This window comes from Pseudoflavonifractor phocaeensis (genome assembly GCF_038439875.1).
Lineage (GTDB): Bacteria > Bacillota > Clostridia > Oscillospirales > Oscillospiraceae > Vermiculatibacterium.
Window position 1 is genome coordinate 17282 of sequence record NZ_JBCDMT010000005.1, and the last position, 11975, is coordinate 29256.

12 protein-coding genes are annotated in these 11975 nt (G+C 64.7%); 6 read left to right on the top strand and 6 right to left on the bottom strand.

What is annotated here, in order from left to right; translation table 11 throughout:
• Nucleotides 1-17: 17 nt before the first annotated feature.
• The 3 genes from mobA to AAEU42_RS09825 are packed head-to-tail and all read right to left on the bottom strand — an operon-like array spanning nt 18 to nt 2254.
• Nucleotides 18-596, bottom strand: a complete 579-nt coding sequence (gene mobA, locus AAEU42_RS09815) for a molybdenum cofactor guanylyltransferase (protein ID WP_342233368.1) — start codon at nt 594-596, stop codon at nt 18-20.
• Nucleotide 597: 1 nt separating this feature from the next.
• On the bottom strand, nt 598-1515 hold the full coding sequence (locus AAEU42_RS09820) for a SufB/SufD family protein (protein WP_342233369.1): 918 nt from the start codon (nt 1513-1515) through the stop codon (nt 598-600).
• Between the two features lies 1 nt (nt 1516).
• Nucleotides 1517-2254, bottom strand: a complete 738-nt coding sequence (locus tag AAEU42_RS09825; protein ID WP_342233370.1) for an ABC transporter ATP-binding protein — start codon at nt 2252-2254, stop codon at nt 1517-1519.
• Nucleotides 2255-2383: 129 nt separating this feature from the next.
• Between AAEU42_RS09825 and ymfI the strand changes: the two genes are divergently transcribed.
• From ymfI to AAEU42_RS09855, 6 genes are all read left to right on the top strand, one after another.
• The gene (ymfI, locus tag AAEU42_RS09830; RefSeq protein WP_342233371.1) at nt 2384-3103 is read left to right on the top strand and encodes an elongation factor P 5-aminopentanone reductase; all 720 of its coding nucleotides are present in this window, start codon (nt 2384-2386) and stop codon (nt 3101-3103) included.
• 122 nt (nt 3104-3225) lie between these two features.
• Nucleotides 3226-4449, top strand: a complete 1224-nt coding sequence (locus AAEU42_RS09835; protein WP_342233372.1) for an ABC transporter substrate-binding protein — start codon at nt 3226-3228, stop codon at nt 4447-4449.
• A gap of 218 nt (nt 4450-4667) precedes the next feature.
• The gene (locus AAEU42_RS09840) at nt 4668-5558 is read left to right on the top strand and encodes a branched-chain amino acid ABC transporter permease (RefSeq protein ID WP_342233373.1); all 891 of its coding nucleotides are present in this window, start codon (nt 4668-4670) and stop codon (nt 5556-5558) included.
• A gap of 10 nt (nt 5559-5568) precedes the next feature.
• The gene (locus AAEU42_RS09845) at nt 5569-6648 is read left to right on the top strand and encodes a branched-chain amino acid ABC transporter permease (protein ID WP_342233374.1); all 1080 of its coding nucleotides are present in this window, start codon (nt 5569-5571) and stop codon (nt 6646-6648) included.
• On the top strand, nt 6648-7499 hold the full coding sequence (locus AAEU42_RS09850; protein WP_342233375.1) for an ABC transporter ATP-binding protein: 852 nt from the start codon (nt 6648-6650) through the stop codon (nt 7497-7499). The genes AAEU42_RS09845 and AAEU42_RS09850 overlap by 1 nt, the downstream gene beginning before the upstream one ends.
• A gap of 1 nt (nt 7500) precedes the next feature.
• Nucleotides 7501-8208: an ABC transporter ATP-binding protein gene (locus AAEU42_RS09855; protein WP_342233376.1), complete on the top strand. Its 708-nt coding sequence runs from the start codon at nt 7501-7503 to the stop codon at nt 8206-8208.
• Nucleotides 8209-8267: 59 nt separating this feature from the next.
• Here AAEU42_RS09855 and AAEU42_RS09860 read toward each other — a convergent pair whose 3' ends face one another.
• The 3 genes from AAEU42_RS09860 to AAEU42_RS09870 form a co-directional block, all read right to left on the bottom strand.
• Entirely contained in the window at nt 8268-10388 is a 2121-nt protein-coding gene (locus AAEU42_RS09860; RefSeq protein WP_342233377.1) for a Cys-Gln thioester bond-forming surface protein, read from the bottom strand.
• Between the two features lie 110 nt (nt 10389-10498).
• Nucleotides 10499-11317, bottom strand: coding sequence for a putative RNA methyltransferase (locus AAEU42_RS09865; RefSeq protein ID WP_342233378.1), 819 nt, complete (start codon nt 11315-11317; stop codon nt 10499-10501).
• Nucleotides 11311-11895, bottom strand: a complete 585-nt coding sequence (locus AAEU42_RS09870) for a DNA-3-methyladenine glycosylase I (protein ID WP_342233379.1) — start codon at nt 11893-11895, stop codon at nt 11311-11313. Before AAEU42_RS09870 ends, AAEU42_RS09865 begins: the two co-directional genes overlap by 7 nt.
• Between the last annotated feature and the right edge of the window lie 80 nt (nt 11896-11975).

Consider the following 11975-nt stretch of genomic DNA (forward strand, 5'->3'; position numbering starts at 1 on the left):
TGGGCGTTTTGCTTCTTTTATAAAAGCCGGTCAAAATCCTCGGGGTAGTTGATGTTGTAGAAGGGCGAGCCGGGGGCGGCCTCCCCGCTTTGGCACCAGTCCCCGCAGTCCAGGAACAGGGTGTCGGTGTCCTCGTAGAGGCCCCGGACGGGGCGTCTCCCCGCCCGGAGCAGCTCCTCCGCCCGGGGCAGTAGGGCCCGGTCATAGACGGCGAAGAGGGGCTGGAGCTTGTCCCCCACCCTGGGGACGCAGGCCAGGTGTCCCCCGCTCGCCTCCAGCAGCCGCCGGGCCAGCTCTGGGGAGAAAAAGGGCATGTCGCAGGCCACCACCAGGTTCTTTTCGCTTTGGGAGGCGGTCAGCCCGGCGTGGATGCCCCCCAGGGGGCCGGCGTCGGGGTAGATGTCCCTAAGCTCCATCACGCCGGGGAGGCCAAACTTCCCCTGGGCGTTGCTCACCAAAAACAGCTCGCCGCAGAAGGGACGGCAGGCGTCCACGATGGCGGGGACCAGCCGCCGCCCGGCCAGCTCCAGCTGGGTCTTGTCACGGCCGAAGCGGGAGCTCTTGCCCCCCGCCAGCAAAATCAGGGCGTTTCCCATCTCAGTTGAGGAAGCCTTCCAAAATCTTTTCCTCGGCCTCCTGCTCGGTGAGGCCCAGGGTCATCAGCTTCAAAATCTGGTCCCCGGCGATGCGGCCGATGGCCGCCTCGTGGATGAGCTGGGCGTCCACGCTCTGGGCGTCCAGGGCGGGGATGGACTTGATCTTGGCATCGTCCATGATGATGGAGTCGCACTGGACGTGGCCGAAGCACTTGGCCTTCCCCGTCACGCAGGGCTGGAACACCTGCCGGGAGGTGCCCCGGGCCACGGAGCGGGAAATGACCCGCCCGTTGGCGTCCGCCCCGTCCAAAATCAGCTCCACGTTGGACTCGGCGCTCTGCACCCCGTCGGTGAGGAGCTTTTCATTGATGATACACTCGGCCCCCGGCCCCACCACGACCACGGTGTCCCGGATGGTGGAGTCCACCCCCCGGATCTGGGTCATCTCCATGGTGATGGAAGCCCCCTCCTCCAGGTAGACCTCGGTGCGGGGGTTCAGGATGTTCTCGCCGGTGCCGGGACCCTCGCCGTAGTGGCGCTCGTAGTAGCGCACCTTGGCGTTCTTGCCCACGTGGAAGACGTGGATGCCGTCGTGCTGGCTGGTCTCGCAGCCGGTGTTGTGGATGCCGCAGCCGGCCACGATGTCCACGTCGGCCCCCTCGCCCACGTAAAAGTCGTTGTACACCACGTCCTTCAAGCCGCTCTGGCTGAGGACCACGGGGATGTGGACGCTCTCCTTTTTGGTGCCGGGCTTGATGATGATGTCGATGCCCGGTTTATCGGCCTTGGAGGCGATCTCAATGTTGGCGGTGGACTGCCGCCCGTCTCCCGCGCCGTTGAGCCGGAAGTTATAGGCCCCCTGGGGCACCTGCTCCAGGTCGGCAATCTCCTTTAGAATTTTCCACTCGGTCTTATCCATCTCAGCGGTCCGCCTCCTTCATATAGCCGCAGCCCGGCAGTGTGCGGGCCATGATCTGGGGGAAAATCTCCTCCCGGGGGCCGCACTTGGCCACCTCCCCCTTCTCGATGACCACGATCTCGTCGGCCAGCTGGATGATGCGCTCCTGGTGGGAGATGATGAGCAGGGTGGACTCCCCCCGCTTGTGGATGGCCTCGAAGGTCTCGGTGAGCTTGGCGAAGGACCACAGGTCGATGCCCGCCTCCGGCTCGTCGAAAATCATCAGCCCGGCCTTCCGGGCCAGGATGGTGGCGATTTCGATGCGCTTGACCTCGCCGCCGGAGAGGGAGGCGTCCACCTCCCGGTCGATGTAGTCGTCGGCGCACAGGCCCACCTGGGTCAAATACTGGCAGCCCTCGGCGGGGGTCAAATCCTCCTTCCCCGCGGCCAGGGCGATGAGGTCCTTGACCTTCAGGCCCTTGAAGCGGGGGGGCTGCTGGAAGCCGTAGCTCACCCCGGCCCGGGCCCGCTCCGTGATGCTCATATCGGTGATGTCGGTGCCGTTCCAGCGGATGGAGCCGCCGGTGGGCTGGTTGAGGCCCATGATGGTCCGGGCCAGAGTCGTTTTTCCGCCGCCGTTGGGGCCGGTGATGACCACCAGTTTGCCGTCACCCACGGTGAGGGACACGTCCCGCAGGATTCCCAGCTCCCCGCCGTCCTCGGCCGCCACGTCGTAGCGCAGATGGCTGATCTCTAACATAGTATCTATGCTCCTTTGTGGGTGTTATTTCCTATCAGTACGGTATTTTATCACGGCGGTATTGAAATTACAATGGAAAAACCGAAAAACACCTGCTATACTGGGGAAAAACGCAAGGAGCTGAGGAAGATGGCAAAAACCGCGCTCGTCACCGGCGGCAGCCGGGGCATCGGCGCCGCCGTGGCCCGTCGGCTGGCCGCGGATGGGTACCAGGTGGCGGTGAACTATGCCGCCTCCCGGGAGAAGGCGGAGGCCCTGGCCGGGGAGATCGGCGGCATGGCCCTCCAAGCCGACGTGTCCGACCCGGTCCAGGTCAAAGGCATGGTTGACACTGTGTTAGAAAAATTTTGTCAACTTGACATTTTGGTATGCAATGCAGGTGTGGCCTGGCAAGGACTTTTGCAGGACATGACGGACGGGGATTGGCGCCGGGTCATGGGGACCGACCTGGACGGCGTCTTTTACTGCTGCCGGGCCGTTCTGCCCCAGATGATCCGGCAGAAGCAGGGAAAGATCGTCACCGTCTCCTCCATGTGGGGCCAGGTGGGCGGGGCCTGCGAGGCGGCCTATTCCGCCGCCAAGGCCGGGGTCATCGGCCTGACCAAAGCCCTGGCCAAGGAGGTGGGACCCTCGGGCATCACCGTCAACTGCGTCTCCCCCGGCGTCATTGACACGGAGATGAACCAAGCCCTTGGGCCCCAGGCTCTTGACCAGTTGGCGGAGGAGACGCCCCTGGGGCGGCTGGGCTCCGCCGAGGACGTGGCGGAGTGTGTCTCCTTCCTCTGCTCCCCCGCCGCGGACTTCCTTACCGGTCAGGTTTTGGCCCCCAACGGGGGGCTCATCATCTGAATAATTGGGCGTTTTCCCGGAAACGACTGTCCTCCTGTGGGGTACATTATGCAAAACAACGGTTGACAATCCACTTTGACGCCGCTATAATTGTCAACATACCTGTAAGGAGGTAAGATGAAATGAAGAAACGCGTGATTGCACTTGCCCTCACCGGCGCCATGACCGCCGGCCTGCTCGCCGGCTGCGGCGGCGGCTCCACCGAATCCCAGGCTCCCGCCCCCTCCCAGGCGGCTGAATCCGCCGCCGCGGAGTCCAAGGCCCCCGCCACGGACGCCAAGGCCTCCGGCACCTTCAAGCTGGGCGGCGTGGGCCCCCTCACCGGTGACGCCGCCATCTACGGCACCGCCGCCATGAACGGCGCCAAGATCGCCGTGGACGAGATCAACGCCCTGGGCGGCGATGTCCAGTTCGAGTTCCAGGCCGAGGACGACGTGGCCGACGGTGAAACCGCTGTCAACGCCTACAACACCCTCATGGACTGGGGCATGCAGGCCCTGGTGGGCCCCGTCACCACCGGCTCCGCCATCTCCGTCTCCGCCAAGGCCTATGAGGAGCGGGTCTTTGCCCTGACTCCCTCCGCCTCCTCCACCGACGTCATCGACGGCAAGGACAACATGTTCCAGGTCTGCTTCACCGACCCCAACCAGGGCGTGGGCGCCGCCGACTACATCTCTGAGAACATGCCCGGCTCCAAGGTGGCCATCATCTACCGCAACGACGATCCCTATTCCCAGGGCATCCGGGACACCTTTGTCAAGGAGGCCGAGGCCAAGGGCCTGGAGGTCGTGAAAGAGGGCACCTTCACCAAGGACACCCAGACCGACTTCTCCGTCCAGCTCACCGCCGCCCAGTCCGCGGGGGCCGACGTGATGTTCCTGCCCATCTACTATCAGCCCGCCTCCGTCATTCTGAACCAGGCCAACCAGATGGGCTACGCCCCCACCTTCTTCGGCGTGGACGGCATGGACGGCATCCTGACCATGCCCGGCTTCGACACCAGCCTGGCCGAGGGCGTCATGCTGCTGACCCCCTTCTCCGCCGACGCCCAGGATACCCTGACCCAGAACTTTGTGAAAACCTACAACGACCTCTACGGCGAGACTCCTAACCAGTTCGCCGCCGACGGCTACGACGCCGTGTATATCATCTATAACGCCCTGAACGCCGCCGGCTGCACCGGTGACATGTCCGCCGAGGAGATCTGCGAGGCCCTGATCGGCGCCATGCCCACCATCTCCGTGGACGGCCTGACCGGCGAGGCCATGACCTGGGCCGCCACCGGCGAGGTGTCCAAGGCCCCCCGGGCCGTGGTCATCAAGGACGGCGTGTACGTCACTCCCTGAAAACCGGCCCCAACCACAATAATAAAATAAACGGATCAGGCTGCCGGGAAGGGGGACCTCCCCGGCAGCCACCGTTGTTTTATTCCACCTGTCTGTGTGTTGTGTATCCTATGGTGGAAACAGCGGCAGCGGCCTTCCCGCCGCCGTTGTTTCTGCCATAGGCCGCCCTTTCCCCCGGGGACAAGGGCTTGATTTGAGAGAAAGAGAGGTGCGATCCCATGGAATTTTTGTCCTACCTGATCAGCGGGATCAGCCTGGGGAGCGTGTACGCCATCATCGCCCTGGGCTACACCATGGTCTACGGAATCGCCAAGATGCTCAACTTTGCCCACGGCGACGTCATCATGGTGGGCGGCTACGTCTCCCTGGTGGCCATGACCTCCCTGGGGGTGCCCAACCTGGTGGCGGTGCTGCTGGCCATGGTGGTGTGCACCATCCTGGGCGTGGTCATCGAGGGGCTGGCCTACAAGCCCCTGCGTCAGGCCACCTCCCTGGCGGTGCTTATCACCGCCATCGGAGTGAGCTATTTCCTCCAGAACGCCGCCCTCCTCATCTGGGGCGCCAATCCCCGCAGCTACACCCCCATCATCCCCACCGGCCCGGACTCCGCCCTTAAGCTGATGGGCGGGCGGCTGTCCATCTCCTACATCTCCCTGCTGACCATGGCGGCCTGCATCGTCATCATGATCGCCCTGACCCTCTTCACCAGCAAGACCAAGATGGGCAAGGCCATGCGGGCCTGCTCGGAGGACAAGGGGGCCGCCCAGCTCATGGGCATCAACGTCAACCGCACCATCTCCATGACCTTCGCCATCGGCTCCGCCCTGGCGGCCATCGCGGGGGTGCTGCTGTGCTCCTCCTACCCCACCATCATGCCCACCACCGGCTCCATGCCGGGCATCAAGGCCTTCACCGCCGCCGTGTTCGGCGGCATCGGCTCCATCCCCGGGGCCTTCCTGGGCGGGCTGCTGCTGGGCATCATCGAGTCCCTGTCCCGGGCCTATATCTCCTCCCAGCTGGCCAACTCCATCGTGTTTGCCGTCCTGATCGTGGTGTTGCTGGTGCGGCCCGCCGGTCTGCTGGGCAAATACGTGCCCGAGAAAGTTTGAGGTGGCCCACATGGGAAATTTGAAAGGAAAAAAGCTGAAAGCCACCACCAAGGTGGACTTCGCCACCTATCTGGGCGTTATCCTCGCCTTCCTGGTGGTCACCTTCCTGAAAAACGGCGGCTTCCTCACCCGCTCCCTCACCGGCATGCTGGTGCCCATCTGCGCCTACGTGGTCATGGCCATCTCCCTGAACCTGACCGTGGGCATCCTGGGGGAGCTCTCCCTGGGCCACGCGGGCTTTATGAGCGTGGGGGCCTTCTCCGGGGTCATCGCCGCCATGTCCCTCCAGTCCGCCATCCCCTTCGCCCCCGTGCGGCTGGCGGTGGCCATGCTGGTGGGCGCCTTGTGCGCCGCGGCGGCGGGCGCCCTCATCGGCATCCCGGTGCTCCGGCTCCGGGGGGACTACCTGGCCATCGTCACCCTGGCCTTCGGGGAGATTATCAAGGAGCTCATCAACTGCCTGCTGGTGGGCTATGACGCCAAGGGCCTGCACATCGCCTTCAACATCTCGGGCAGCCTGACCATCGACGACCTGAACCTGGCCGAGGGGGGCTTCGCCATCATTAAGGGGGCCCAGGGGGCCACGGGCACCACCACCATCGCCTCCTTCACCGCCGGGTTCGTCCTCATCATGCTCACCCTGGTCATCGTCCTCAACCTGGTGCGCAGCCGGGCGGGCCGGGCCATCATGGCCCTGCGGGACAACCGCATCGCCGCAGAGAGCGTGGGCATCAACATCACCAAGTACAAGATGATGGCCTTCGTCACCTCCGCCGCCCTGGCGGGGGCCGCCGGGGCCCTGTACGGCCTGAACTACTCCAACCTGGCGGCCAGCAAGTTCGACTTCAACACCTCCATCCTGGTGCTGGTGTACGTGGTGTTGGGCGGCCTGGGCAATATCTGGGGCTCCATCATCGCCGCCGCCGTCCTCTACATCCTGCCTGAGGCCCTGCGGCAGTTCTCCGACTACCGGATGCTGGTCTACGCCATCGTCCTCATCCTGGTGATGCTGGCCACCAACAATCCCACGCTGCAAAACTTCTTTGGCCGCTTCCGCCGCCGGAAGGAAGAGAAAGGGGGCGAGGCGTAATGGCGCTGCCCAAGAGAGAGCCCACCAAGCTGGTGCCGGTCCCCAGCGTCAACAAGATTCCGGAGCGGGACATCGACAAGTCCCCCATCCTGGAGTGCCAGCACCTTGGCATCGACTTCGGCGGCCTCACCGCCGTCAATGAATTCAACATGGCCATCGGCCGCACGGAGATCGCCGGGCTTATCGGCCCCAACGGGGCGGGCAAGACCACGGTCTTTAACCTGCTGACCAAGGTCTACCAGCCCACCCGGGGCACCGTCCTGCTGGACGGGGTGGACACCCACAGCATGAACACCATGCAGGTCAACAAGGCGGGCATCGCCCGGACCTTCCAGAACATCCGCCTCTTCAACAACCTCTCGGTGGAGGACAATGTGAAGCTGGGCCTCCACAACCACATCGACTACGGCATGTTCAAGGGCATCCTCCGCCTGCCCGCCTACTGGCGGGAGGAGAAGATCGCCCACGACCGGGCCCTGGAGCTCCTCTCCATCTTCGACATGCAGGACCTGGCGGAGGCCAAGGCGGGCAGCCTGCCCTACGGCGCCCAGCGGCGGCTGGAGATCGTCCGGGCCCTGGCCACCAACCCCTCCCTCCTTCTGCTGGATGAGCCCGCCGCGGGCATGAACCCCTCGGAGACCGCCGAGCTGATGGAGAACATCGTCAAGATCCGGGACACCTTCCAGATCGCCGTCCTCCTCATCGAGCACGACATGTCCCTGGTCATGGGCATCTGTGAGGGCATCTGCGTGCTGAACTTCGGCCAGATCATCGCCAAGGGCACCCCCGACGAGATCAAGAACGACCCCACGGTCATCGAGGCCTATCTGGGCAAGAAGGGGGAGAATTGAGATGGCCCTTCTCAGTGTCAACGACATTAACGTCTATTACGGCGCCATCCACGCCATCAAGGGCATCTCCTTCGAGGTCAACGAGGGAGAGGTGGTCACCCTGATCGGCGCCAACGGCGCGGGCAAATCCACCACGTTGCAGACCATCTCCGGCCTGCTGCGGTCCAAGACCGGCTCCATCACCTTCCGGGATCAGAACATCTCCAGCATCCCCGCCGACAAGCTGGTCTCCCACGGCCTGGCCCAGGTGCCGGAGGGCCGCCGGGTTTTCCTCCAGATGAGTGTGGAGGAGAACTTGGAGATGGGGGCCTACACCCGGCCCAACTCCGAGGTGGACCCCGGCCTGGAGCGGGTCTACGACCAGTTCCCCCGGCTCAAGGAGCGGCGGAAGCAGGTGGCGGGCACCCTCTCCGGCGGCGAGCAGCAGATGTTGGCCATGGGCCGGGCTCTCATGTCCTCCCCCAAACTCCTCATGCTGGATGAGCCCTCCATGGGCCTGGCCCCCATCCTGGTGGATCAGATCTTCGAGATCATCCAGCGCCTCCACAAGGCGGGCACCACCATCCTGCTGGTGGAGCAGAACGCCCAGATGGCCCTCTCGGTGGCCGACCGGGGCTACGTGCTGGAGACGGGCAAGATCGTCACCAGCGGCACCGGCAGCGCCCTGCTGGCCGATGAGAGCGTGAAGAAAGCCTACCTCGGCGGCTGACCAAAGAAACCAATAAAGGCGCCATCCCCTCTCGGGGATGGCGCCTTTAATTTTAGCGCTCAGGATTCCTTTTTCTTCAGGAGGGAAACCCCCGCCAGAGTCAGGGCGCCGGCGCCGGCCAGCAGAGCGGCGGTCAGGCCGGTGATGGACTGGGCGGTGGTGCCGGTCTGGGGCAGATCGCCCAGGGCGGTGGGGTCGTCCACGATGACGGTCTCTTCCCCATCAAACACCTCGGGCAGATCGGCCAGAGGCACTTCCTCGGGGATCAATTCCACAAGTTCCTCTTCCTCGGGCTGGGAGGCCAGGGGGATCTCCTCGTCGACGATCTCGATCTCTTCGGCGGGCTCGCTGTCCTCAGGGGCGGGCGCCTCGGGCGTGGAGGCGGGGGGAGGGGTGGGTCTGCTGGGACGGTCGTCCCGGTCGCCGTTATCTCCGGAGTTCGCGGGGGGCGTCTCAGTGGGCGTTTCACTGGGGTCCGTGGGATCCCCGGTGGGAGGCACCGGCTTCCCCGCGGTGGTAAAGTCCACGTCCACGCCGCCGCTCACATCGCTCCAGCCGAAGCCAAGCATGGCCTGGAAGGGCCTGCTTTTCCCGGGAAGGTCGGTGACAAACGCGCCAAGGGTTTTCTCGTCCACCAGCTGGTACTTCGTGTAGGAGAAGCTCAGCCCGGTCAGGTCGGTCCCCTCTTCCGCCACCGCGGTAAAGGTGCCGTCGGAACCGACGATGGCCTCTCCCGCCGTCACGGCGGTCTGGCTGCCGTTGTAATCATAGCTCAGCTCGAGCCCCTGGGGCAGGCTGACCACCTTCAGGCTGTCGTTGACCTGGGAGAGCTGGAAGGTGCCCACGTACTTGCCGTAATTGTCGTCAGTCTCATCGGCCACATAGCGCAGCTCCACCTGGCCACCGCCCAGCACGGTGATGGCCGTCTCGTCCACCCGGTCGAATCCATCGGGCAGCTCCCCGGTGGCAGCGTAATTCCACACCGCGGCAAAATAGGGATCCACCCCCTGAAGGGCATCCTCGTCATAGGAATCGCCCCTCATCAGCGCCCAGATGACCTGCTGGGTCAGGGCCCCCCGGGCCGCGTCGGTGGCGGCGTCCAGGCGGCTGAAGCCGAACACGTCGTAGGGGTATCCCGCCATCAGCGCGCGGGCCAGCATCTCGTTGTCCAGGATGTCCTCCAGGGCCCGGGCAGCCAGCTCCCCCTGGGAGGCGAAACGGTAGGTCAGCTCAGGCCTGCCGGGCAGATTATCCAGGAAAGACCCGGTCCCGGCCATGGGGTAGGCATTGTCGGGCTCCACACAGTAGGTGTAGTAGCTCCCCATATCGTTGCCGACCTCCACGCCGCAGGAGCCCGCCTTCAGCACGGTATCCACCCAGTGGGTGGCGGGAATGGAGACGGTGAGAGCCACATTGGACCCCGCGTCGAAATAAGTGTGCCCGAATCCGATGGAGTAGTCCACCTTGGCGATGCCGCCGCTCAGCACGGAGACCCGGGTGCCCTTCTCAAAGGCGACCGCCTCCCCGCTGTCCTTCTTTGCTCCGGAGGCCTTCTCGCTCAGGGTCATCTGCACGGCCTGCTCATCCACTCCGGCATAGTCGGTGACCCACACGCCGAAGCTGGTGATCCGCCCGGCGTCCTCTTCCGGGTCCAGACGGACCGTGCGGACCGCCCGGGTCCCCGCTGCGTTCAGCTCCGCCTCGCCGCTCACCCGCAGGGTGTAGCCCGCCTTCACCAGGGCCGGGGCCAGGTCGTAGGTGATGGTGTAGCTCTGCTCCGGCGCCTCCAGCTTGAACTGGGCCATGTTGAGCTGGAGCTCAGGAAGCTGGTCCGCCTCTTCGGAGGGCTCCGGGGAGGGCTCAACCTCCTCTGTGGCCTCGGGGGAGGGCTCGGCGCCGGGCTCCAAAGTGGGCGCCACGGAAGGTTCCGCGCTGGGCTCCGAAGAAGGCTCGACGGAAGGCTCGGCGCTGGGCTCCGAAGACGGTTCCGCGGAAAGCTCCGCGCTCACCTCGGCGGAGGGCTCCCCCTCAGGCTCCACAAACATTTCCTCGTCCAGGAGCATATCTTCATCCTGCACGGCGGGATCCGCCGCCAGGGCCACGGCGCTCAGGGCGGTGGAACTGACGCTCACGGCAAAGCCCACAGCCAGGGCCAGGTTCAATACACGGTGCTTTTTCATATCGTCATCCTCCGGTCAGGTAACCTTTGCTTTCTTGAGCATAAGTCTACCCCCCGGAAGTGACATTTCAGTTACATTCCCAAAATAGCCATCCACATTTTATTTTGTTTTTATACCCGCTCCAGCACGTGACACCGGAACTGGGCCCGGACCGTGAGCCGGTCCAGCTCCTCCAGCCGGGCCATGCCGGTCTTGGGTGTCTTCCAATAATAGGGCGTCATGTGGAACAGGTCCCGGATCTCTCCGGGCCCCGGCAGGGTAAAGACCGTCTCCACCGGTACGATGTCCACGTAGCGAAAACCGGGGTAGGCCTCTTCCTTTTCCGGGTTTTCATAGAGGGTGTCATAAAGCGCCTCCTTCAGCTCCCACAGGTGCCGGGGGCCGGGCACCACGTAGAGAAAGAGCCCTCCGGGGCGGAGCACCCGGCCGAATTCCTCCGCCGCCAGTGGCGAGAAGCAGTTCACCAGCAGGTCCACCGCTCTGTCTGCCACCGGCAGGTGGTACACCGAGGCCACGGCGAACTCCGCTCCTCCGCACCGCTTGGCCGCCTTTTTCACTGACGGCTTGGACAGGTCGATCCCCGCCGCCCGGCCGCCCTTGGCGGCCGCGGCCCCGGCCAGGGCGGCGGTGTAATATCCCTCCCCGCACCCGGCGTCCAGCAGAGCTGGGGCCTCCCCCGGCCATCCGCCAATCAGTTGACATAACGTGTCACGAAGAGGCCCATACCAGCCCCCGTCCAAAAAACGGGTCCGGGCGGCGGCCATCTCTTTGTCATCCCCCGGGGTCTTGGAGTGCATCCGGTTGGCCGGCAGGAGGTTGACATAACCCTCCTTCGCCAGGTCAAAACCGTGCCCCGACGGGCAGACGTACCGCCGCTCCTCCCGGTCCAGCGCCCCGCCGCACACGGGGCAGCGGAAGAGGCTCAGCATGTCCCGCCTCCGCAAAGCTCATGCCACGGGCAGGACAGCAGGTGGTCGTTGACCAGCCCCGCCGCCTGCATCAGGGAATAGACGATGACCGGGCCCACAAATTTGAACCCCCGCTTCTTCAAATCCCGGCTCAGGGCCCTGGACAGCTCCGTCTGGGCGGGCGTGTCCTCCATCCGCTCCAGTCCGCCCTCCAGCTGTTTCCCCTCTGTCCAGCCCCAGAGGTAGGCGTCAAAGCTCCCGAATTCCTCCCGGACCCGCAAAAACGCCTGGGCGTTGGTGACGGCGCAGTGGACCTTGCTCCGGTTGCGGATCACCCCAGGGGCGGCCAGGGCCTTCTGGATATCCTCTTCCCCCCAGGTGGCCAGCTTTTCCGGGTCAAAGCCCGCGAAGGCCTCCCGCAGGGCCGCCCGGCGCTCCAGGATGAGGCTCCAGCTCAAGCCCGCCTGGAAGCCCTCCAGCTCCAACAGCTCAAACAGGGCCCCCTCGTCGTGGAGGGGCCTCCCCCACTCCCCGTCGTGATAGGCGATCTCCAACGGCGTTTTGGCCCAGGGACAGCGCTTTCCCGTCTGTCGCTCCATATAAACCGCCTCCTTTCTCTTTTGGACAGTATAGCACACCCCATTCTCCCCTTACAAGGGCGCCCCACCCCCATTTTCAG